General features: G+C 70.5%; 19 protein-coding genes. 12 read left to right on the top strand and 7 right to left on the bottom strand.

What is annotated here, in order from left to right; all coding sequences use genetic code 11:
• The first annotated feature begins 5 nt into the window (after positions 1 to 5).
• The 5 genes from AC07VX_RS10625 to AC07VX_RS10605 all read left to right on the top strand — a co-directional run bounded on the left by AC07VX_RS10625 (position 6) and on the right by AC07VX_RS10605 (position 4438).
• Positions 6 to 491, top strand: a complete 486-nt coding sequence (locus AC07VX_RS10625) for a GNAT family N-acetyltransferase (RefSeq protein ID WP_493164692.1) — start codon at positions 6 to 8, stop codon at positions 489 to 491.
• Positions 492 to 560: 69 nt separating this feature from the next.
• Entirely contained in the window at positions 561 to 1991 is a 1431-nt protein-coding gene (gene pyk, locus AC07VX_RS10620; protein ID WP_493164691.1) for a pyruvate kinase, read from the top strand.
• A 23-nt stretch (positions 1992 to 2014) separates the two neighbouring features.
• Positions 2015 to 2602 (top strand): putative 2OG-Fe(II) oxygenase, encoded by a 588-nt coding sequence (locus AC07VX_RS10615; RefSeq protein WP_493164690.1) that lies wholly within the window; start codon positions 2015 to 2017, stop codon positions 2600 to 2602.
• 91 nt (positions 2603 to 2693) lie between these two features.
• The gene (locus tag AC07VX_RS10610; RefSeq protein ID WP_493164689.1) at positions 2694 to 3650 is read left to right on the top strand and encodes a glycosyltransferase family 2 protein; all 957 of its coding nucleotides are present in this window, start codon (positions 2694 to 2696) and stop codon (positions 3648 to 3650) included.
• Positions 3647 to 4438, top strand: coding sequence for a ChbG/HpnK family deacetylase (locus AC07VX_RS10605; RefSeq protein WP_493164688.1), 792 nt, complete (start codon positions 3647 to 3649; stop codon positions 4436 to 4438). Before AC07VX_RS10610 ends, AC07VX_RS10605 begins: the two co-directional genes overlap by 4 nt.
• Here the strand turns inward: AC07VX_RS10605 and AC07VX_RS10600 are convergent.
• From AC07VX_RS10600 to AC07VX_RS10590, 3 genes are all read right to left on the bottom strand, one after another.
• On the bottom strand, positions 4425 to 4793 hold the full coding sequence (locus AC07VX_RS10600) for a GtrA family protein (protein ID WP_493164687.1): 369 nt from the start codon (positions 4791 to 4793) through the stop codon (positions 4425 to 4427). The genes AC07VX_RS10605 and AC07VX_RS10600 overlap by 14 nt on opposite strands.
• Positions 4790 to 6235, bottom strand: coding sequence for an ArnT family glycosyltransferase (locus AC07VX_RS10595; protein WP_493164686.1), 1446 nt, complete (start codon positions 6233 to 6235; stop codon positions 4790 to 4792). The genes AC07VX_RS10600 and AC07VX_RS10595 overlap by 4 nt, the downstream gene beginning before the upstream one ends.
• Before the next feature lie 82 nt (positions 6236 to 6317).
• Positions 6318 to 6788, bottom strand: a complete 471-nt coding sequence (locus AC07VX_RS10590) for a group I truncated hemoglobin (protein ID WP_493164685.1) — start codon at positions 6786 to 6788, stop codon at positions 6318 to 6320.
• A 203-nt stretch (positions 6789 to 6991) separates the two neighbouring features.
• Here AC07VX_RS10590 and AC07VX_RS10585 point away from each other — a divergent pair, with 203 nt between their 5' ends.
• A complete protein-coding gene (locus tag AC07VX_RS10585) occupies positions 6992 to 7696 on the top strand; it encodes a substrate-binding periplasmic protein (protein ID WP_493164684.1) in 705 nt (234 codons plus the stop codon).
• Here the strand turns inward: AC07VX_RS10585 and AC07VX_RS10580 are convergent.
• On the bottom strand, positions 7693 to 8211 hold the full coding sequence (locus AC07VX_RS10580) for an ECF-type sigma factor (RefSeq protein ID WP_493164683.1): 519 nt from the start codon (positions 8209 to 8211) through the stop codon (positions 7693 to 7695). The two genes, AC07VX_RS10585 and AC07VX_RS10580, sit on opposite strands and share 4 nt — an antisense overlap.
• A 171-nt stretch (positions 8212 to 8382) precedes the next feature.
• Here AC07VX_RS10580 and AC07VX_RS10575 point away from each other — a divergent pair, with 171 nt between their 5' ends.
• A complete protein-coding gene (locus AC07VX_RS10575) occupies positions 8383 to 11289 on the top strand; it encodes a serine/threonine-protein kinase (RefSeq protein WP_493164682.1) in 2907 nt (968 codons plus the stop codon).
• A 49-nt stretch (positions 11290 to 11338) separates the two neighbouring features.
• On the opposite strand, the gene cphA is transcribed toward AC07VX_RS10575, so the two are convergent.
• Together cphA and AC07VX_RS10565 are read right to left on the bottom strand one after the other, a co-directional pair.
• Positions 11339 to 13900, bottom strand: a complete 2562-nt coding sequence (gene cphA / locus AC07VX_RS10570; protein ID WP_493164681.1) for a cyanophycin synthetase — start codon at positions 13898 to 13900, stop codon at positions 11339 to 11341.
• A 12-nt stretch (positions 13901 to 13912) separates the two neighbouring features.
• On the bottom strand, positions 13913 to 16087 hold the full coding sequence (locus AC07VX_RS10565; RefSeq protein WP_493164680.1) for a cyanophycin synthetase: 2175 nt from the start codon (positions 16085 to 16087) through the stop codon (positions 13913 to 13915).
• Between the two features lie 90 nt (positions 16088 to 16177).
• On the opposite strand from AC07VX_RS10565, the gene AC07VX_RS10560 reads away from it, so the two are divergent.
• Positions 16178 to 18430: a cyanophycin metabolism-associated ABC transporter gene (locus tag AC07VX_RS10560; RefSeq protein WP_493164679.1), complete on the top strand. Its 2253-nt coding sequence runs from the start codon at positions 16178 to 16180 to the stop codon at positions 18428 to 18430.
• Positions 18427 to 18900, top strand: a complete 474-nt coding sequence (locus tag AC07VX_RS10555; protein WP_493164678.1) for a cyanophycin metabolism-associated DUF1854 family protein — start codon at positions 18427 to 18429, stop codon at positions 18898 to 18900. The genes AC07VX_RS10560 and AC07VX_RS10555 overlap by 4 nt, the downstream gene beginning before the upstream one ends.
• A gap of 52 nt (positions 18901 to 18952) precedes the next feature.
• On the opposite strand, the gene bfr is transcribed toward AC07VX_RS10555, so the two are convergent.
• Positions 18953 to 19429, bottom strand: coding sequence for a bacterioferritin (bfr, locus tag AC07VX_RS10550; protein ID WP_493164677.1), 477 nt, complete (start codon positions 19427 to 19429; stop codon positions 18953 to 18955).
• Positions 19430 to 19534: 105 nt separating this feature from the next.
• Between bfr and AC07VX_RS10545 the strand changes: the two genes are divergently transcribed.
• From AC07VX_RS10545 to AC07VX_RS10535, 3 genes are all read left to right on the top strand, one after another.
• Complete coding sequence (locus tag AC07VX_RS10545; protein WP_493164676.1) at positions 19535 to 19759, top strand: (2Fe-2S)-binding protein; 225 nt, start codon at positions 19535 to 19537, stop codon at positions 19757 to 19759.
• Between the two features lie 124 nt (positions 19760 to 19883).
• Positions 19884 to 20099: a cold-shock protein gene (locus AC07VX_RS10540; protein ID WP_493164675.1), complete on the top strand. Its 216-nt coding sequence runs from the start codon at positions 19884 to 19886 to the stop codon at positions 20097 to 20099.
• Between the two features lie 81 nt (positions 20100 to 20180).
• Positions 20181 to 22487 carry a YgiQ family radical SAM protein gene (locus tag AC07VX_RS10535; protein ID WP_493164674.1) on the top strand — a complete coding sequence of 769 codons (2307 nt, stop codon included), beginning with the start codon at positions 20181 to 20183 and terminating at the stop codon, positions 22485 to 22487.
• Positions 22488 to 22540 lie beyond the last annotated feature (53 nt).

Genomic DNA, 22540 nt, shown 5'->3' with positions numbered 1-22540 from the left:
AACCGATGACGACCTCCGAGCCCCTGCCTCGCCTCGCCCCGCTGGACCCCGTCCACCCCGACGCCCAGGCGCTGATCCGCCAGTCCGAGGCGCTGATGACGGCCCTCTACCCGAGCGAGAGCAACCACTTCGAGCCCGCCGAGGGGCTGCGCCCGCCGGGCGGCGCGTTCTGGGGGCTGTGGCTGGGCGAGACGCTCGTGGGGTGCGGCGGCGTCAAGTTCCAGGCGCCCGAGGGTGAGCCGCCCTACGGTGAGATCAAGCGGCTTTTCGTGCTCGACAGCGCCCGTGGCCGCGGCATCGCGCGACAGCTCATGGCGCAGCTCGAAGCGGATCTCCGCGAGCGCGGCGTGACCCTGGCACGGCTGGAGACAGGTGTCCACCAGCCCGAGGCCCTCGGCCTGTACCGGCGCCTGGGCTATGTCGAGCGCGGGCCGTTTGGCGACTACGTGCCCGACCCGCTCAGCATCTTCTTCGAGAAGGCGCTGACTTGAAACGCAACGAAACTCCGGCGGGGCCTGGCGGACCATAATTCCGCGCCCCCCAGACATTCGAGACAAGCCATGACCCGCGCCACCAAGATCGTCGCCACCCTCGGCCCAGCCTCCAACACGCCGGAGGTGCTGGAACAGATGATCCGCGCCGGCGTCGACGTCGTGCGGCTGAACTTCTCCCACGGCAAGGCCCAGGACCACATCGATCGCGCCACCATGGTTCGCGCGGCGGCGGCGCGCGTGGGCAAGTCGGTGGCCATCATGGCCGACCTGCAGGGCCCCAAGATCCGCGTCGGCAAGTTCGAGAACAACAAGATCGAGCTGGTGCCCGGCGCCAAGTTCGTGCTCGACGCCGACCGCACCGAGCTCGGCACGCAGGACATCGCCAGCCTCGACTACAAGGAGCTGCCGCGCGACGTGAAGCCCGGCGACACGCTGTTGCTCAACGACGGTCTGCTGGTACTCATCGTCGAGGCCGTGCGGGGCGCCCAGGTGCACACCGTCGTCAAGCTCGGCGGCGAGCTGTCCAACAACAAGGGCATCAACAAGCAGGGCGGCGGCCTGACGGCGCCGGCGCTGACCGGCAAGGACATGGAGGACATCAAAACCGCGATGTCCTTCCAGTGCGAATACTTGGCGGTGAGCTTCCCCAAGAACGCCACCGACATGGAGATGGCGCGCCAGCTCGCCAACGTGGCCGGCGAGCCCTACCGCCACAAGCCGGCCATGATCGCCAAGATCGAGCGCTACGAGGCCATCCCCCACCTCGAAGCCATCCTGAAGGCCAGCGACGGCATCATGGTTGCCCGCGGCGACCTCGCCGTGGAAGTGGGCAACGCGGCCGTGCCGGCGCTGCAAAAGCGCATGATCAAGCTGGCCCGCGAGCTGGACAAGGTCGCCATCACGGCCACGCAGATGATGGAGTCCATGATCGTCAACCCGGTGCCCACGCGCGCCGAGGTCAGCGACGTGGCCAACGCCGTGCTGGACGGCACCGACGCCGTCATGCTGAGCGCCGAGACGGCCGCCGGCAAATACCCGGTCGAGACCATCGAGCAGATGGCCGCCATCGCGCTGGAGGCCGAGCGGGCCGAGTTCGTCACGCTGGACACCGACTTCGCCGGCCGCCAGTTCGGCCGCATCGACCAGTCCATCGCCATGGGCGCGCTGTTCACCGCTCACCACCTCGGCTGCAAGGCCATCCTGGCCCTGACCGAGTCCGGCTCGACGGCGCTGTGGATGAGCCGCCACCGCATCCAGGTGCCCATCTTCGGCCTGACGACCCAGGTCGTCAGCCAGCGCAAGATGGCGCTCTACCGCAACGTCACGGCCCTGCTGATGGACAAGTACGAAGACCGCGACCAGGCCCTGGCAGCGGCCGAGAAGATCCTCGTCGACCGCGGCGTGCTGATGCCCGGCGACACCTACGCCATCACCTGCGGCGAGCCCATGGGCTACCCGGGCGGCACCAACATGCTGAAGGTCTGCCGGGTCGCCTGAGCGGACGAGTGGCTGAGCGGGCGATGGACATCAAGGTCCTGTTCCCGACGCTGGTCGGCGTCAGCCAGGCCGACGCCGCGACCTTCGCCGCCATCCAGGCCGAGGTGCTGGCCAGCGAGGCGCGCATCAAGCCGCTGCTGGCGCCCGCCTGGGGCGACCAGGTCTGGTCGTCCTTCGAGGCCGAGAAGCATCTCTTCGTCGCCGCCGGCCTGCACCGGCTGCGCGCCTTCGTCGAGTCCAGCATCCTCGACTTCGTCGCCCGCACGCGCGAGTCGGCCGCCGACATGGCCTTCGTCGACGACTACTCGCAGAGCTGGATCAACGTGACGGCGCGCCACGGCTACCAGGAGCGCCACAACCACGAGCGCGAGGCCGTGGGCCTGCCCATCAGCGGCGCCTTCTACTTCCGCACCAACGGCCAGGACGGCGACCTGTCCATCATGCCGGTGGACATGCAGACCAAGCTCTTCGATCCCGAAGTCATCGCGCCCGCGGTCGGCCAGCTGGTGCTGTTCCGCTCCGAGGTCTTCCACCGCGTCGGCGCCAACCTGACCGACTCGGACCGCATCTCCTTCAGCTTCAATTACCTGCTGCGCCGCCGCGGCGCCTGAGCGCCGCCGCTGCCCGCACGCTGGCGGGCGGGTAAGGCTGCGGTCAGTCCGGCATAAGGCGCGTGTCATGGACTGCGGCAAGAATGCAGGCATGTCTGCCGTGACCCGAGATCCCGGTGCCAGCCTGGACGTGGTCCTGCCGGCGTTCAATGAAGCGGCCAATCTGCCGGCCCTTTTCGGGCAGCTGCAACGCGTGCTGGGCCCGCTGACGCCGCGCTGGCGCATCCTGCTCGTCGACGACGGCAGCAGCGACGACACCGGTGCGGTGGCGCTGGCCGCGCGTGCCGCGGGCCTGCCGCTGCGCTATGTGAAGCTGTCGCGCAACTTCGGCAAGGAGGCCGCGCTGACCGCCGGCCTGGCCCTGGCCGACGCCGACCGCGTGCTTCTGATGGACGCCGACGGCCAGCATGCGCCCGAGCTCGTCGCCGCCATGCACGCGGCCTGGCTGCGCGGGGCCGACATGGTCTGCGCCGTGCGCGCCAACCGAGACGAGGAGGGCGCGCTCAAGCGCTGGGGGACCCGGCTGTTCTACCGCATCGTCAATGCCTCGACCCGGCTCTACATCCCGCCCGATGCAGGCGACTTCCGGCTGCTGGACCGCTGCGTCGTCGACGCCCTCAACGCACTGCCGGAGCGCAACCGCTTCATGAAGGGGCTGTACGCCTGGGTGGGCTTCCGCACGGAGTTCCTGCCCTACACCCCGCGGCCGCGCGCCAGCGGCCGCAGCCACTTCTCGATGAGCCGTCTGCTGCACCTGGCCTTCAATGGCGTGACGGCCTTCAGCAACCTGCCGCTGCGCATCTGGAGCGCGCTCGGCGGCCTGGTTGCGTTCTGTGCCCTGGCCTACGGGGGCTGGATCGTGCTCGAGCACCTGCTCTACGGCCATCCCATCCCCGGCTGGCCGACCGTGGTGGCCGGCCTGATGTTCTTCAGCGGCGTGCAGCTGCTGTCCATCGGCATCATGGGCGAGTACATCGGCCGCATCTTCGACGAGGTCAAGCACCGGCCGGTCTACCTCGTCGCGCAGGACAGCGGCAACCCGCCATGACGCCGCCGCGCCGGCTGGCGGTCTGCGCCGACGACTATGGCCTGGGGCCGGCCATCGATCGCGGCATCCTGGCGCTGGCGGCACGGGGGCGCATCACGGCGCTGAGCTGCCTGGTCACGGCGCCACGCTGGGCGGCAGCCGGCCCGGCCCTGCAGGACTGCGCCGCCGCCGCCGGCCTGCACTTCAACCTCACCGAGGGCGAACCGCTGAGCCCGGCGCTGCGCCGCCACTGGCCGCGCCTGCCGAGCCTGGGCGCCCTGCTGACCTGGGCCGCCCTCGGCCACCTGCCCGACGCGGTGGCCGACGAATTCCAGGCCCAGCTGCAGCGCTTCGTCGCCGTCGCCGGCCGGTCGCCCGCCTTCATCGACGGCCACCAGCATGTGCATGCCCTGCCGGGCGTGCGGCCCTTGGTGCTGGCCGCCGCGCAGGGCCTGGGCCTGCCGCTGCGCAACACCGGCCGGGTGCTCGGCCCCGGCTTCGCCTTCAAGCGCCGCGTCATCGAGGCCTGCGGCGGCCGCGCGCTGGCGGCCGAGATGCGCTCGCGCGGCTGGCCCGTGGCGCCGGCCCTGGTCGGCGTCTACGGTTTCGATCCGCGCGCCGACTACCGCGCGCTGATGCGGGGCTGGCTGCGCAGCGCACCCGACGGCGCGCTGCTGTTCTGCCATCCGGCCCTGGGCGGGCCCGATCCCGGCGATGCCATCGCCGCCGCGCGGGCCCGCGAGATGGCCTACCTGGCCAGCGATGCCTTCGCGGCCGACCTGGCGGAGTTCGGCGTCACTCTCGGCTGAACGACCAGACCCGGTTGACCGCATAGCCGGCGAGCATGACGACGACGGTCGCCCCGGCCTGGGCCAGCAGATAGTGCAACCCGAGGCGCACGCCCGCGGCGACCAGCCCCATGCCCAGCAGCGCACCGGCGCCGGCCGTGACGTGGAAGCGGCACCAGGCCGGCGCCCAGCGGCCGCGGTGCGCGAAGGTGTAGTGCCGGTTGGCCCAGAACGCCACCTGCGCGCCCAGCAGCGCGCCAGCGCCGGAGGCCAGCCAGGCCGGCCAATGCCCCGCTTCCACGGCCAGGGCCATCAGCGCGTAGTGCGCGGCCGTCGCGGCTCCGCCGACGGCGGCGTAGCGCCCCAGCCGCTTCACGGACAACCGGCCGGGCGCGGCAGCTCGAACAGCGTCCCGCGCCGGCCGCTGAGGACGGGGCGCGCCCCGGGAAGCGCGTCTTGCGGCGCGGCCACGAGCCAGATCCGCCCCGGTGCGCAGCGTTCGCGCGCCAGGCGCTCCGGAGTCCACAGCACCCGGCTGCCGCCCGCCGGATCGAAGCGTGCGGCATCCAGCAGCTCGCGCTGCCAGTTGTCGCCGCCCTGGCTGCGCAAGGCATCCCAGTCGGCCAGCACGGCCGGCGGCACCGCGAGGCGGGCCTGCAGGCGCAGGTCGAAGAAGGGCTCGCCGGCCAGCAGCACGCGGTCGCCCGCGGCCAGGCGCTCGTGCAGGGCCCTGCCTAGGTCGGCATGGTCGGGCTGGCCCCAGCGCACGACGGCGGGCACGCTGGCCGCGCAGACGAGCGCGCCCGCCATCCAGGCGGCACGCGCGCTGCGCCGGCCGCGCCAGGCCTCGGCCAGCAGCAGGGCTAGCGGCAGCAGCGCCGGCAGCGCGTAGCCGACGAGCTTGGAGCGCGGCAGCGAGAAGAAGGCGACGATGACGACGATCCACCAGAGGTCGAACCCCAGCCGGCGCAGCGCGGCGGGCAGGCGCAGGCTCAGCGGCAGCGTGCCCAGCGGCAGCACGGCGAGGAAGAACCACCAGGGCTGGGCATTGTTGAAGCGCGCCTCGGTGTAGCGGCGGAAATGCTGCTCGACGACGAAGTAGTCGAAGAAGCCCGGGAAGCGCTGCTGCATGCCCCACATCCAGGGCAGGGCAATGGCCGCGAACAGGCCCAGGGCCAGCGGGTGCAGCGCGAAGCGCAGCGCCGCCCAGCGCCGGTTCCACAGCAGCCAGGGCAGCACGACGAGGCCGGGCAGCACCGCGCCGATCAGGCCCTTGGACAGCAGGGCAAGGCCCATCGCGGCCCAGGCCAAGCACAGCCAGCCGAGGCTGTGCCCCTCGGGGGCCAGTGCCCGCCGCGTGCTGACGATGGCCAATGAGATCCAGCCCGCCACCAGCATGTCGTGGTTGGCGTACTGGCCGCCCAGGTAGAACAGCGGCAGCACCGCCAGCACGGCCAGGGCCTGCCGGGCGCCGTCTAGCCCGAAGCGGGCGCGCGCCTCGATCCACAGCGCCAGGCCCAGCAACCAGGCGCCCAGCAACGGCGCTGCACGCAGGGCCAGCGGCGTGGGGCCGAGCAGATGGATGGCCGCCATGTCGATCCAGTACATCAGCGGCGGCTTGTGGAAATAGGGCAGGCCGAAGAGGGTGGGGGTCAGCCACTGGCCGTCCGCCAGCATCTCGAAGGCCACGCCGCCGTAGCGCCCCTCGTCGGGCAGGGCCACGGGCCGCCAGCCGGCCAGGGCGGCGAGCCACAGCGCCAGCAGCGCGAGCGGCCACCAGGAGGGCAGGCGGCGGGACAGGGATTCGGGCAGGCGCATGCCGACAGCCTAGGGGATGCCTGTGACGCTGCTTGTCACGGAGCTGGTGGCGGGCTTGCGCGCAGGCGTCAGCGCGGCCGCGTCATCTCGTGACGATGTCGCGATGGAAGAAGGCCATGCGCGCCAGCAGCCTGTTCTGCGCGCCGAAGGGCACGCCGGCGGCATCCATGGCCCATTGCAGGTTCTCGACCAGCGCGTTGAAGGCGGCGCGGTCGATGCCCAGGTGGGCGTGCGCGTCCTTCATGCCGACGCCGTCGTAGACGCAGGGGCCGCCGGCCACGACGCAGAAGTAGTCGGCCAGCACCCGCTTGAGGTGCTTCATGTTGATGCCGTCGAAGTAGCGCGCGATGCGCGCGTCCTGCAGCATGCGGTCGTAGAAATCGTTGGTGAAGGCCTGGATGACCTCCTTGCCGCCGAGCTCCCGGTAGAGCAGGTCGTCGGCCGCCACCGGCGCGGTGCCGGGCATCACGGTGCTGGCCCGGGAGTCCTGGGCCTGAGCCAGCGGGGCCGCCAGGGCCAGGGCGAGGGTGGCGAACAGCAGGCGGGACTTCATCGGGCGGTCGTGGGAGAGGGTGACGGGCCAGTCTAGCGGGGCCACCCGCGCCGTGGCGCGCAGGCGTGGCGGGTTTTGCGTGCGCCGGTCACATTCGGGCCGGGGTCGATCGGCCCCTGCCCGCCTCGGAATTGGCAGGCGCGGCATGATGCAGCCCCATGGTCGGCACAAGGCGTCGTTGGGGGCGGAGGATGCTGGGCGGCGTGGCCGCCCTGCTGCTGTGCCCGCTCGCCGGCGCGCAGCCGCCCCGCCCGCTGGTGATGCTGGTGGAGACCAGCGCGCTGATGCCCCAGGCCCGTATCGAGGGCGAGCGTGTCGTCGAAGGGCTGCACCTGGACATCGGCCAGGCCCTGGCCCGGCGTCTGGGCCGCGACCTCGTCGCCCGGCCCGTGCCGCGCAAGCGTCTGGCCGAGGCCCTGCAGCGCGGCGAGGGCGACCTGCTGTGCGACTACCAGAGCGACTGGCTGCCCGGCGCCTTCGCGTGGAGCCGCCCCTTCATCCCCGACCAGGCCCTGTTGATCAGCGCCGCCACGGCCCCGGCCCCGGCCGGGCTGACGGCGCTGGCCGGCCAGCCGGTGGGCACGGTGCGCGGCTACGTCTACCCCGAGGTGTCGGACGCGCTGCGCGCCAGCTTCATGCGTGACGATGCCCCCGACGCGCTGACCAATCTGCAGAAGCTCGGCCTCGGCCGGGTGCAGCACGCGCTGACGGGCAGGCGCGCGCTGGAGTACCAGCAGCGCATCGGCCACTTCAAGCTGCCGCTGCACCCGCCGCTGGTCGTCTCCGAGGTGCTGGCGCAATGTGCGCTGTCGGCCAGCAGCCCGGTCGGGCTGGCGGCGTTGAACACGGCCATCCAGAGCCTGGTTGGCGAAGGCGAGCTGAACCGGCTGCTGGCCAGGTATCGCTAGCCGGCCAGTTCCCGGTGCAGCCAGGCCCGGGCCAGCGCCCAGTCGCGCTTGACCGTCGTGCGGCTGAGCTGCAGCACGTCGGCAATCTCCTCCAGTTCCAGCCCGCCGAAGAACTTCAGCTCGACGACCTTGGCCGCACGCGCGTCCTGCTGCTCGAACGCCAGCAGCGCCTCGTGCACGCGCAGCACGTCGGCGTCGATGCCGCCAGCCACCTGCTGGGCCTCCGTCAGCGTCAGCGACACCAGTGCCGCCTCGCGCTTGGCAGCCTGCTTGGCCATGGCGTGGTTGATGAGGATGCGTCGCATCATCAGCGCGGCCACGCCCAGGAAGTGGCTGCGGCTCTGCCACTCGGTGCGGGTCTGCTCGGCCATGCGCATCCAGGCCTCGTGGGTCAGCGCCGTAGCGCTCAGCGTGTGGCCGGCGGCTTCGCGCCGCATCTGGGCGGCGGCACAGCGGTGCAGCTCGTCGTACAGGCTCTGGTTGAGGGCGTCGGACGGCGCGGCGGGCGGGCTCATGCGGAAATTCTTGCATGGCGCATGGTCCTCGCGGCCCGGATCGGCTGCGTGTGCAGATGCAAGCCGCCATGCCCCGCCGAATCCCTATCCCCGCCGCCGACATCGCGCCACAGCACGCGATGCTGATTGCCCGCATGGTCAACCGGCGCTGATTGGCAATACTCGCCGCCCATGCAGGGAACCCCCATCCAGGACGTTGCGCGCTGGGCGCGGCTGAAAGCGCTGTTCGACGCTGCCGCCGAGGCCGGGCCGGCGCGGCGCGAGGCGCTCATCGCCGAGGCCGATCTCGCTGCACAGGATCTGGCCGAGTTGCGCAGCCTGCTGGCCCACCACGAGGAGGCCGCGGGCGAGCGGGGCTTCCTGGCCAGCCCGGCGGCCGTGCCCGGGCCGGCCGCGCGGCTGGGCCAGCGCCTGGGCAACTGGACGCTGGTGCAGGCCATCGGCGCGGGCGGCATGGGCGAGGTCTTCGAGGCCCGCCGCGCCGACGGTCAGTACGAGGGCCGGGCCGCCGTCAAGCTGCTCAAGCGCGGCATGGACAGCGCCGCCGTGCTGCAGCGCTTCGCGCAGGAGCGCCAGGCGCTGGCGCGGCTCAGCCATTCGGGCATTGCGCGGCTGCTGGATGCTGGCGCCAGCGCCGAAGGCCTGCCCTATTTCGTCATGGAGCACGTGGACGGCCAGCCCATCGACCAGGCCGCGCTGCCGCTGGACCTGGAGCAGCGCCTGGGACTGTTCCTGCAGCTGGCCGATGCCGTGGCCCATGCCCACCGCAACCTGCTGGTGCACCGCGACCTCAAGCCCGGCAACGTCCTCGTCGATGTCTCTGGCCAGGTCAAGCTGCTGGACTTCGGCATCGCCAAGGCCCTGGACCCGCTGGAGGGCCTGGACGGCGGCGAGACGACGGTGGGCGGCCAGCGCCCCTACACGCCCAACTACGCCAGCCCCGAGCAGGTGCGCGGCGAGCCGGTCAGCACCGCCACCGACATCTACAGCCTGGGCGTGCTGCTCTACCAGATGCTCACCGGCACACGGCCCACCGGGCGCAAGGCCACCACGCCGGCCGAGGCCGCGCGCAGCGTGCTGGAAGAGGCGCCCACCCGACCCAGCCGGCTGTCGCCCACTGAGGCGGTGGACCCGCAGTGGCTGCGCACGAGGAAGCGCCTGGAGGGCGACCTCGACAACATCCTGCTGAAGGCGCTGGAGAAGCAGCCCGGCCGCCGCTACGCCAGCGTGGACGCGCTGCGGGCCGACGTGGAAGCCTTCCTCAGCGGCCACCCGGTCAGCGCCCGCGCGGCCAGCGTGGGCTATCTGTTCAGCAAATGGCTGGGCCGCAACCGTGTGGCCGCCGGTGCGGCGGCGCTGGGCCTGCTGGGTCTGGTCACCGGCCTGCTGTCCACGCTGCTGCAGGGGCATGTGACGCTGGCCCTGGGCGTGGGCGGCATGGCCGCCGGCCTCGTGCTCGCGCTGGTGCAGGCCCGCCGGGCGCAGCTGGCGCGCGACGAGGTCGCCCGCGCGCGCGATGCCGCCACCCGCAACCTGGCCGAGCTGCGCCACCTGGCCAACAGCATGGTGTTCGAAGTGAACGACGCGTTGGAGCAGGGGCTGATCGAGGGGCGCCGCCAACTGGTGCGCACGGCCGAGCAGTCGCTGGAGCGCCAGGCCGAGTTCGGCCCCATGGGCGACGCCGAGCGCATCGCGCTGGGCTGGGCGCTGGCCCGGCTGGCGCGGCTGGAAGGGCACGAGAACGCGAACAACCTGGGTAATGCGCGCGGCGCGCTGATGCACTACGACCGCGCGCTGGAAGTGCTGGAGCCGCTGGCGCCACGCCAGCAGGCCTCGGCCGACTGGCATGCCGCCATGGCGGCGGCGCTGGAGGGGCGGTACGCGGTGATGCGGCAGATGCGCCGCTCCGAGGCGGCTTTCGAGGCGGTGGAGCGCGGCGCGGCCCATGCCGGCCGCGCCGCCGCGCTGCGGCCCGAGGCGCTGGCCCTGCACCGGCAGGCCTGCAACCTGCGCGTGCTGGTGGCCGAGCAGCGTTACTCCATCATCCGCACGCACGGCCTGTGCCGGCTGGCCGAGGCCCGGGGCTATGGCGACGAGGCGCTGCAGGCGGCACGCGATTTCGTTGCCCGCGCGCCGCAGGAGCCCATGGCCTTGCGCTGCCTGGCCTTCGCGCTGCGGCTGGTGGCGGGCTACCAGGCCATCGGCGGACAGATGGACCTGGCGCTGGCGACCGATGCCGAGGGCCTGGCTGCGCTGGCGCAGGGCATGGCGCTGCCGGGCGGCCAGGCGGTGCGCACGTCCGACTTCGCGCAGTCACGCATCCGCCGCGCCATCACGCTGCGGGCCGTGGGGCGCTACGACGAGGCGCAGCTCGTGCTGGAGCCGGCGCTGGCCCAGGCCCAGGGCGACCTGCTCGCCAACCCCGGCGACGACCACCGCCAGCGCCAGTTCGTGGCCGTCACGCAGACGCTGCTGGACCTGTGCCTGCACCGGGGCGACGAAGCCTCTGGCCCTGCGCTGTACGAAGGCGCGCGCCGCCGGCTGCCCGAGCTCACGGCCCAGCGCCTGGCCGACCCGCTAAACCGCTGGAGCTGGCAGCATGCATGGATGGACAGCCTGATGGCGGTCAGCCATGTGCGCTGCGGCGCGTTGGGGGAGGCCGAGGCGCTGACGACCCGGCTCACGGCTTGGACGCGCGACGGCGTGCTGATCCTGCGCGAGGATCCGGGCGCGCTGGACGCAGAACTCGAAGCCAACCTCCACATCGCTTGCGCCCACCTGGCCGCAGCCCGTGGCGACGCGGCGGCATCGGCCACGGCGGCACAGGCCGCGCAGGAGCGACTGGACGCGATGCGGGCGCTGCGGGACCCCACCGATGCCATCGAAGGCCTGCGCAGCTGGCAGCTGCTCGTGCGGCTGGCGCAGGGCCTTGCGGACGGACCCCAACAGGCGGCCGTGGTGGCGCGGGCCTGCGAGCAGCGCAGGGCGCTGGTCGGGCGTGGCTGGATGAGCGCCGACGACGACCGCGCCGAAAGCCGCTGGCTCAGCCTTGCAGGCCGCGTCAGGCCAGTGGCCTGACCCTTCGGCAGGCGTCGAACAGCGCGCAGGCGCTGTTCTCGGTCCTGCCTCAGCCTTCGCTGATGCGCTTGGACAGGTGGGCCAGCGCTTCCTCGACCTGGTCGACCAGCACCAGGCAGAGGTCGCCCGGCTGCAGGCGAGCCAGCGCGCGGTCGATGGCGATGAACTCGCCGACGATCTCGTCGATGTGCCTGGTCCGCGAAGCACCCTGCAGGCCCGCGCGCAGCAGCGCCACGACCTCGCCGGCCTGGCGGCCGCGCTGGCAGGCATCTTCGTAGAGGATGACCTCGTCGAAGGCTGCGCCGAGGATCTCGGTCTGCACGCGGATGTCCTCGTCGCGGCGGTCGCCGGCGCCGCTGATGACGACGACACGCTTGTTCGCCGGCATGGCCGCGACGGCGCCGACGAGAGCCTTCATCGCGTCGCCGTTGTGACCGTAGTCGGCGATGACGGTCGCGCCGCGGTAGTCCATCACGTTGAAGCGGCCGGGTGCGTTGTCGGCGTCGTTGGCGAAGCTGCCCACGCCGCGGCGGATGGTGTCCCAGTCCAGGCCCACGGCCCAGGCCGCCGCCACGGCGGCCATTGCGTTCTCGACCTGGAAGCCGATGACGCCGCCGCGCGTCAGCGGCACGTCGCGCAGCGGGATGCTCTCGCGCCACACGCCCTGGGCGGCGACGAGCTGGTCACCGTCCACGTAGACGCAGCGCTTGCCCTGGGCGCGGTGGGTGGCCATCAGCGGGTGGTGGCGGTCGGCGGCGAAGTAGATGACCTGGCCGGGGCAGACGGCGGCCATCTGGGCCGTCAGCGGGTCGGTCGCGTTCAGCACGGCGTAGCCGGTCGGCGCCACGTTCTGCACGATGACGCGCTTGACCAGCACGAGGTCTTCCGCCGTGTGCAGGAAGTTCATGCCCAGGTGGTCGCCCGCGCCCACGTTGGTCACGACGGCGACCTGGCAGCGGTCGAAGCCCAGGCCTTCGCGCAGGATGCCGCCGCGGGCGGTTTCCAGCACGGCGGCTTCCACGTCGGGGTGCATTAGCACGTTGCGGGCGCTCTTGGGGCCGGAGCAGTCGCCGCTGTCGATCTGGCGGCCGTCCACGTAGACGCCGTCGGTGTTGGTCATGCCGACCTTCAGCCCGCAGCTGGCGAACATGTGGGCGATCAGGCGGGTGACCGTGGTCTTGCCGTTGGTGCCGGTGACGGCCACGACCGGGATGCGGCCGTCCTCGGCCTTGTTGCCGCTGCCGAACAGGTGGCCGATGATGCCCTCGCCGACGTTGCGGCCCTTGCCGAAGCTGGGGCTCAGGTGCATGCGCAGGCCCGGCGCGGCGTTGACTTCGACGATGCCGCCGTTGATCTCCTCCAGCGGGCGCAGCACGCTCTCGGCGACGACGTCCACGCCGCAGACATGCAGGCCCACGACCTGGGCCGCCGCAATGGCGCGGGCTGCCACCTCGGGGTGCACGTCGTCGGTCACGTCGGTGGCGGTGCCGCCGGTGGACAGGTTGGCGTTGTTGCGCAGGATGACGCGCTGGCCCTTCTCGGGCACCGACTCGGGGGCCAGGCCCTGCTGCACGAGGCGGGCGACGGCGATGTCGTCGAAGCGGATCTTGGTCAGCGACGTGGCGTGGCCATCGCCGCGGCGCGGGTCGGCGTTGACCTTGTCGACGAGCTGCTTGACGGTGTGCTGGCCATCGCCGATGACATGGGGCGGGTCGCGGCGGGCGGCGGCGATGAGCTTGTCGCCGATCACCAGCAGCCGGTAGTCGCCACCGGGCAGGAACTTCTCGACCATGACCTGGCCGATCTCGTCGGCGGCCTTGTAGGCGGCTGCAATGCCTTCACGCGTCGTCACGTTGACGGTGACGCCCTTGCCCTGGTTGCCGTCCTGCGGCTTCACGACGACGGGCAGGCCGATCTCCAGCGCCACGGCCCAGGCGTCGTCCACCGACTCGACCGGGCGGCCGATGGGCACGGGCACGCCGGCGGCCTGCAGCAGGCGCTTGCAGAGGTCCTTGTCCTGGGCGATGGATTCGCTGACGGCGCTGGTGGCGTCCACCTCGGCGGCCCAGATGCGGCGCTGTTTGGCGCCCCAGCCGAACTGCACCAGGCTGCCCTGCGTGAGGCGGCGGAAGGGGATGCCGCGGGCGATGGCCGCGTTGACGATGGAGCCGGTGGATGGGCCGAGGCGGATGTCCTCGTCCAGCTCGCGCAGCGCGGCGATGACGGCGTCGTCGTCGAACTCGCCGTCGCCCAGTGCGGCCTGGATGAGCTTGACGGCCTGCTCGAAAGCCAGGCGGCCGACGTCTTCCTCGCTGTACTCGATGACGATCTGGTAGGTGCCAGCCTCGGGCGTCACATGGGTCTGGCTGAAGGTGACCGGGCAGCCGGCCTGGGCCTGCAGGGCCAGCGTGGCCTGCTCCAGCACCTGGGCCAGCGAGGTGTCGGCGCGCAGTTCGCCGATGGTGGGGAAGAGCTGGCGCAGGCGGGCCTCGAAGCCGGGCAGGCGTTCGAGCGAGCGCTCGGCCTCGCTGCAATGCACGACGGCCTCGATGGTCGTGTGGCGGCTCCACATGTTGGGGCCGCGCAGGGCGCGGGTGCGGGAAACGTCCATTTGGGTTTCGAGTTAGGCGAGGTGGAGTTCGGGGACGAAGGTGTCGAGGCCGGCAGCGATGAGCTCGGGCGAAATGCCCAGCGCCCAGGCGGCGGCGACGGCAGCCAGCAGGGTGGCGGCGTCGGTGGTGCCGGCGCCGAAGCGGCGCAGCAGGGCGTCGATGTTGGCGCCGGGCGTCTCGGCCGGGCCTTGGGCCAGCACGGCGGCGCCGCCGCGCAGGAAGACGGCGCGGCCGCCGCGGTCGCGGTGATGCTGGACGGCCTCCAGGCTGCCGTCCTCGGCGTAGAAGACGACCTCGCCATCGCTGAGTTCGGCCATATCCACGAGGCGCGGGTGGGCGGCGTTCAGCACGCTGGCGCCGTCGCTGAGCACGACGTCCACCTGCGTGCGCAGCACCTTGTAGAGCTGGTCGATGTCCTGCACGTCGAAGTCGGCGAGGGACTCGATGCCGTCCAGGTCGGTGACGACGCCGACGAGGGCGCGGTCATAGGCCAGGCCGTCGCGCAGGATGGAAGCCGCGTCGTTCTCGACGACGACGGCGTTCACGCCGCGGTTCATCAGCAGCCGGTGGGCGGCGTCCCAGCGTGCGCTGTTGGTCTTCTCGACGCGGCGCGTGCCCAGGAACAGGCCGTCGCGGCAGGCCAGGCCGACATGGCGGCCGTTCAGGTGCAGCAGCCAGGCGACGAGGCGGGTGATCTGCGGGCCGCCGCGCGAGCCGGCCACGCCGACGATGGGGATGCGGCCCGACTCGTCCTCGGCGAAGAGGTGGTCGATGATGGCCTGGCCCACCGGCTGAGGCGCACCGCCGGCGGGCTTCAGGTGCATCAGCAGTCCCGGGCCGGCGTTGACTTCGACGATGGCGCCGCCGGTCTCGGACAGGGGCTTGGAAATGTCCTCGGTGACGAGGTCCACGCCGGCGATGTCCAGGCCCACGGTGCGGGCGGCCAGCGAGACGGCGTGCGCGACCTCGGGGTGGACGTCGGGCGTGCAGTCGATGGCGACGTTGCCGTTGCGCTGGATCAGCACGCTCTTGCCCGCGGGCGGCACGGCCTCAGGCGAGAAGCCCTGGCGCTGCAGGTCCAGCAGCACGACGGCGTCTTCGCCGAGCTGGATCCGGTTGAGCGGGAAGTCCTCGGTCAGGCCGCGGCGCGGGTCGGTGTTGATCTGGCTGTCGACCAGCTCGGCGATGGTCTGCTTGCCGTCGCCGTGCACCCAGGCCGCTTCGCCACGCGCGGCCGCCACGACCTGGCCGCCCACCACCAGCACGCGGTGCTCGTTGCCGCGGATGTAGCTCTCCACCAGCACGGACGAGCCCTCCGCATCGGCCAGCTTGAAGGCGGCCTCGCAGTCGATCTCGTTGGCGATGTCCAGCGTGACGCCGCGGCCGTGGTTGCCGTCGCTGGGCTTGATGACGACGGGCAGGCCGATGTCCTTGGCGGCCTCCCAGGCGTCCGCGGCGCTCTTGACCTCCTGGCCCGCGGGTACCGGCACGCCGACGGCCTTGAGCAGTGTCTTGGTCAGGTCTTTGTCGCCGGCGATGCCCTCGGCAATGGCGCTGGTCATGTCGGTCTCGGCCGTCCAGATGCGGCGCTGACGTTGGCCGTGGCCCAGCTGCACGAGGTTGCCGTCGTTCAGGCGAATGTGGGGGATGCGGCGGTCGGTGGCCGCGGCCACGATGGCGGCGGTGGAGGGGCCGAGGTAGCAGTCGTCGAGCTTGTCGCGCACGCGGGCCACGGCGGCGGGCACGTCGAAGTGCTCGTCGTTGATCATGGCCATGATCAGGGCGTGGCCCTCGGCCAGTGCCGCGCGGGCCACCTGCTCGTCACGGGCGCGGAAGACCATGCGGTAGACGCCGCGCTTCGAGGTGGAGCGCGTCTGGCCGAATCCGGTGGGCATGCCGGCCAGGTTCAGCAGCTCGATGACGATGTGCTCCAGCACATGGCCGCACCAGGTGCCTTCGCGCAGCCGCTCGATGAAGCCGCCGCGCTCGCCGACGCCGCAGTGGTGCTCGATGAGGGCGGGCAGGGCGGTGGTTAGGCGGTCGTTGAAGCCGGGCAGCAGGTGGCTGGGGAAGTCCTCCAGCTCGCCGAGGTCCAGCCAGACTTCCAGCACCGGCCGGTAGGTCCACATATTGGGCCCGCGCAGGTAATTGACGCGCAGCAGGCGGATGTCGTTCTTCTTGCTCATGGGGTCGGGAGTGGGTGCAGGAGAGCGCGTGGAATTGTGCGCCGAAGTCATGGCCGAGAATTGCGACAGTCCGTCGGAACGAACAACAACATGCAAGACCTTCCTCCCACCATAGCGCCTCATCCTCAAATGGCCGCCCTGCAGGGGCGACTCCTTGCTGGCGAGAACGTGGTGGCCACGCTGGAGGTTGACCTGGACGCCGAAGGACGCTTCGCCCGGGGCCTGATTGCGCTGACGAATTCACGCCTGCTGGCTTGCGAACCCGGCGCCGGGGCCTGGCGCGAGCAGGCCCTGGCCCCGGGCCAGAGCCTCAGGCTCAGCGACCACGGCGGTCTGGCCTTCATGGAGCTGTTCGACGCGGCGCAGCGCCTGGCCCGCTGGCGCTTCACGCTGGCCTGCAATCCGGCGGCCGTGCGCTTCGCCGACGCCTTCGACCGCGAGCAGCAGCGCCTGGCCGGCCAGGCGCCGCGTGAGCCGGAGGACGACGAGGGCGAAGACTTCGATTTCGGCGAGGCCAGCAAGCCGCCCAGCACCTGGGTGCTGCTGCGTCTGTGGCGCTTCGCGCGGCCCTACCAGGGACAGTTGCTGCTCGGCTTCGCGCTGATGCTGGGCGCGACCGGCGCGACGCTGGTGTCGCCCTACCTGACCATGCCCCTGATGGACAAGGTGCTCATCCCCTTCCAGAACGGCCAGGCCATCGACCCAGGGCTGGTCATGCTGCTCTTGAGCGGGCTGTTCGGTGCGGCGCTGTTTTCCTGGGCGCTGGGCTGGGCCAAGACCTATCTGCTGTCGCTGGTGTCGGAACGCATCGCCGCAGACCTGCGCACGGCGACCTTCGAACACCTGCTGGGGCTGTCGCTCGAATACTTCGGCAACAAGCGCACCGGCGACCTGATGTCGCGCATCGGCTCGGAAACCGACCGCATTAGCGTTTTCCTGAGCCTGCATGCGCTGGACTTCATCACCGACGTGCTGATGCTGGCGATGACCTCCATCATCCTGTTCAGCATCCACCCGGGCCTGGCGCTGGCTACGCTGGTGCCGCTGCCTTTCATCGCCTGGCTGATCCACTTGGTGCGCGACAAGCTGCGCACCGGCTTCGAGAAGATCGACCGCGTCTGGGGCGAGATTACCAACGTGCTGGCCGACACCATTCCCGGCATCCGCGTCGTCAAGGCCTTTGCGCAGGAGAAGCGCGAGGCCCAGCGCTTCCGCGAGGCCAACCAGAAGAACCTGCAGGTCAACGACCGGCTGAACAAGACCTGGAGCCTGTTCACGCCCAGCGTGGCGCTGCTGACCGAGATGGGGCTGCTGGTGGTCTGGGGCGTGGGCATCTGGCTGATCTCGCACCAGAGCATCACCGTGGGCACGCTGACCGCCTTCCTGGCCTACATCGGCCGCTTCTACGGCCGGCTGGATTCGATGAGCCGCATCGTCTCCGTCACGCAGAAGGCGGCGGCCGGCTCCAAGCGCATCTTCGACATCCTGGACCACGTCTCCAACGTGCCCGACCCCGTGCAGCCGCTGCCCTTCCACGACGTGACGGGCGCCATCTCCATGCAGGGCCTGAACTTCCGCTACGGCTCGCGCTCGGTGGTTCGCAACCTCAACCTGGACATCCGCCCCGGCGAGATGGTGGGCCTGGTGGGCCACAGCGGCTCGGGGAAGAGCACGCTGGTGAACCTGATCTGCCGCTTCTACGACGTGACGGAGGGCAGCATCAAGGTGGACGGCGTGGACCTGCGCCGCATCAAGGTGGCTGACTACCGCCGCCACATCGGCCTGGTGCTGCAGGAGCCCTTCCTGTTCTTCGGCACCATCGCCGAGAACATCGCCTACGGCAAGCCGGAGGCGACGCGCGACGAGATCGTCGCCGCCGCCCGCGCGGCCCATGCCCACGAGTTCATCCTGCGTCTGCCGCATGGCTACGACAGCCTGGTGGGCGAACGCGGCCAGGGGCTGTCGGGCGGCGAGCGCCAGCGCATCTCCATCGCGCGGGCGCTGCTGATCGACCCGGCCATCCTCATCCTCGACGAGGCGACGAGCGCCGTGGACACCGAGACCGAGAAGGAGATCCAGCGCGCGCTGGACAACCTCGTCAAGGGCCGCACGACGATTGCCATCGCGCACCGCCTGTCCACGCTGCGCAAGGCCGACCGGCTGGTGGTGATGGACCGCGGCGAGATCGTCGAGCTGGGGCCGCACGACCAGCTGATCGCCAAGCAGGGCCACTACTGGCGGCTGTGGGAGGCCCAGGCACGTCGCGTCGATGCCGAAGAGGCGGATGACGCCGGCCTGATGGTCGTGGCTCCCAACCCGAACGCGCACACGGTGAACGCATGAGCACGCTTCCTTTTCGCGACCTGCAGCTGGACGCTTTCGGCAAGCTGGTGCTGACCGACCTGAACGGCGTCGCCCACGCCGGCGTGACGCCGGTGCGCGCGCATCCGATCTCGGCGCCCGACGAGGGGGTGTCGCTGGTCGGCGTGCACGGCCACGAACTGGCCTGGGTGCCGCGCCTGCCCGGCCTGCCCGACGGCCCGCGCCGCCTGCTTGAAGCCGAGCTGGCCGCGCGCGAGTTCCACCCGACGCTGCAGCGCCTGATCTCGGTGAACACCTTCGCGACGCCCAGCACCTGGCGTATCCAGACCGACCGCGGCGAGGTCGACTTCGTGCTGAAGAGCGAGGAAGACATCCGCCGCCTGGAGGAAGGCCGGCTGCTGATCACGTCCAGCCACGGCGTGCAGCTGCAGGTGCCGGACCGCTGGGCGCTGGACAAGCACTCCAAGCGGCTGCTGGAACGTTTTCTCTGACGCAAGAAAAAGCCGCCTGGGAAGAGGCGGCTGATGCGGAAGACGCAGCGGCTCAGCTCGCTTCGCTCATCTGCGACTGCAGGTAGTTCTGCTCGCCCACCGTCTTGACCAGCTCCAGCTGGGTTTCGAGGTGGTCGATGTGCTCTTCGGTGTCATCGAGGATCTGCACGAAGATCTCGCGGGAGACGTAGTCGCGCACGCTTTCACAGTGGGCAATGGCCTCCTTCAGGTGGGCATGGCCGGTCTTCTCGATCTTCAGGTCGCATTCCATCGTCTCGACGGCGTTCTCGCCGATCAGCAGCTTGCCGAGGTCCTGCAGGTTCGGCAGGCCCTCCAGCGTCAGCACGCGTTCGATGAGCTTGTCGGCGTGCTTCATCTCCTCGATGGACTCCTCGTACTCGTGCTTGGCCATCTTCATCAGACCCCAGTTTTTCAGCATCCGGGCATGCAGGAAGTACTGGTTGATGGCGGTCAGCTCCAGCTTGAGTTGCTGGTTCAGGTGGACGAGGACTTGTGCATCGCCTTTCATGGGGAGCTCCAGAACGTGAAATCGGCACGCAGTATCGCGAGCGAAAGCCCCTCGGCAAATCCGCTCTTTTTGCAAATGAGATCGATTCGCATTAATATTGCGTCCATGATTGTCTGTGTCTGCCACCGCGTCTCCGACCGCGACATCGCGATTGCCGCATCCAGCGGCTGCCCGAGCTTCGAGGCCCTGCAGGACGACCTGCGCGTGGCCACCGCCTGCGGCGCCTGCCGCGACTGCGCCTGCGCGGTCTTCGAGGAGGCCCGCGTGGACGGCGGCGCGCCGCGCGCCCGCGGCATGGCGGTGGCTGTGCAGGCCCTGATGGCCGCCTGAACTAGAATTCAGCCCGGCGCCGACATTCCGGCGCTTTTTTGTTGGCTTGTTTCCTGAACGTTGTTGTGAATCCCGCAGCCGCTCTGGAGCGGGCCGCACAGCACGACAACAGCAAGGAAATTCCATGAGCACCCTCCAGACCGGCACCGTCAAATGGTTTGACGACGGCAAGGGCTTCGGCTTCATCACGCCGGCCGACGGCAGCAAGGATCTGTTCGCCCACCACAGCGAAATCAAGAACAACGGCGGCTTCCGCACGCTGGCCGAAGGCGCCCAGGTCGAGTTCGAAGTGAAGCAGGGCCCCAAGGGCCTGCAGGCCGCGAACATCCGCGCGCTGTAATTCACGCGTCGCCCCCACACAAAGCCCGCGCCTGGCGCGGGCTTTGTGCTTTCCGGGGCTGCACAACGACAATTGAAGGCCATGTCCGCCCTGCCCGCCACCGCCCCGAAGGCCCTGACCGCCTACCGCCCGTTCTGGGCCAAGCGCTTCGGCCCCGCGCCCTTCCTGCCGATGAGTCGGCAGGAGATGGAGCAGCTCGGCTGGGATTCCTGCGACATCGTCATCGTCACGGGCGACGCCTACGTCGACCATCCCAGCTTCGGCATGGCCGTCATCGGCCGCACGCTGGAGGCCCAGGGTTTCCGCGTCGGCATCATTGCCCAGCCGGACTGGAATAGCGCCGACGCCTTCAAGGCGCTGGGCAAGCCCAACCTGTTCTTCGGCGTCGCGGCCGGCAACATGGATTCGATGATCAACCGCTACACGGCTGATCGAAAAATCCGCAGCGACGACGCCTACACGCCGGGCGGCGAGGGCGGCAAGCGGCCCGACCGTGCGACGCTGGTCTACACGCAGCGCTGCCAGGAAGCCTTCAAGGACGTGCCCGTCGTCATCGGCGGCATCGAGGCGTCGCTGCGCCGCATCGCGCACTACGACTACTGGCAGGACAAGGTGCGCCGCTCCATCCTCGTGGACAGCAAGGCCGACCTGCTGGTCTACGGCAATGCCGAGCGCGCCATCGTCGAGATCGCCCACCGCCTGGCGCGCCGCGAGCCCATCGAGGCGCTGACGGACGTGCGCGGCACCGCCTTCATGCGCCGCACGGGCGACCCGACGGTCGAGGGCTGGTTCGAGCTCGATTCGACCGAAGTGGACCGCCCCGGTCGCATCGACGAGCTGATCAGTCCCTACCAGGAGATCAAGCAGGAAACTTCCTGCGCGACCGAACCTGAATCCGCGTCGGCGCCCAAGCCCATCACGATCCACAAGACCGGCCGCATCACGATGCCGCCGCGCGACCACACCGTCGTGCGCCTGCCGGCCTACGAGAAGGTCAAGAGCGACCCGGTCCTCTACGCCCACGCCAACCGCGTGCTGCACCTGGAGACCAACCCCGGCAACGCGCGCGCGCTGGTGCAGCGCTACGACTTCAACGGCATTGAGCGCGATCTCTGGATCAACCCGCCGCCCATCCCGCTCTCCACGCCGGAGATGGACCACGTGTTCGACCTGCCCTACGCGCGCAGCCCGCACCCGCGTTACGCAGACGAGCAGGGCGGCCACGACGGCGCGACCAAGATCCCGGCGTGGGAAATGATCCGCTTCAGCGTCAACATCATGCGCGGCTGCTTCGGCGGCTGCACCTTCTGCTCCATCACCGAGCACGAGGGCCGCATCATCCAGAGCCGCTCGGAAGACTCCGTCATCCGCGAGATCGAGGAGATGCGCGACAAGGTCAAGGGCTTCACCGGCATCGTGTCGGACCTGGGCGGCCCCACGGCCAACATGTACCGCATCGGCTGCAAGAGTCCCGAGATCGAGGCCGCCTGCCGCAAGCCCAGCTGCGTCTACCCCGGCATCTGCCCGAACCTGAACACCAGCCATGACCCGCTCATCAAGATGTACCGCCGCGCGCGTGCGCTGCCGGGCGTCAAAAAGATCCTCATCGGGTCGGGCCTGCGCTACGACCTGGCCGTGCAGTCGCCCGAGTACGTGAAGGAGCTCGTCAGCCACCATGTCGGCGGTTATCTGAAGATCGCGCCCGAGCACACCGAGAACGGGCCGCTGTCCAAGATGATGAAGCCGGGCATCGGCACCTACGACCGCTTCAAGCAGATGTTCGAGGCGGCGAGTGCGGCGGCCGGCAAGAAGCAATACCTGATCCCCTACTTCATCGCCGCCCACCCCGGCACCAGCGACGAGGACATGATGAACCTCGCCGTGTGGCTGAAGAAGAACGGTTTCCGCGCCGACCAGGTGCAGACCTTCTACCCGAGCCCGATGGCCACCGCGACGGCCATGTACCACTCCGGCATGAACCCGCTGAAGGGCATCAGCCGCGACGAGACCCGTGGCGAAAAGGTCGACATCGTGCGCGGCGAGCGCCGCCGCCGGCTGCACAAGGCCTTCCTGCGCTACCACGACGCCAACAACTGGCCGCTGCTGCGCGAGGCGCTGAAGGCCATGGGCCGGGCCGACCTCATCGGCAACGGCAAGCACCACCTGATCCCGACCTACCAGCCCGTCACCGACGGCAGCTACGAGAGCGCGCGGCGCAAGAACTCCACCACCGCCAAGCCCGCCGCCCAGGCGCCGATGAAGGCTGCCAAATCAACGATGACGGCGCGCAAGGGCCAGCTCTTGACCCAGCACACGGGCCTGCCGCCGCGGGTGACGGGGGGCGGCCGCAGTGCTGCGCCGCGTCCGGGCAAACCCGCAAAACGTTGAGGCGAATCGCGGGACTTTTGTCCCCGCTTTTCGTGGCGGCCGGCGTGAGGATG

It is taken from the genome of Roseateles sp. GW821-FHT03B02 (assembly GCF_059421025.1).
This window is presented reverse-complemented; position numbering and strand designations above follow the sequence as displayed.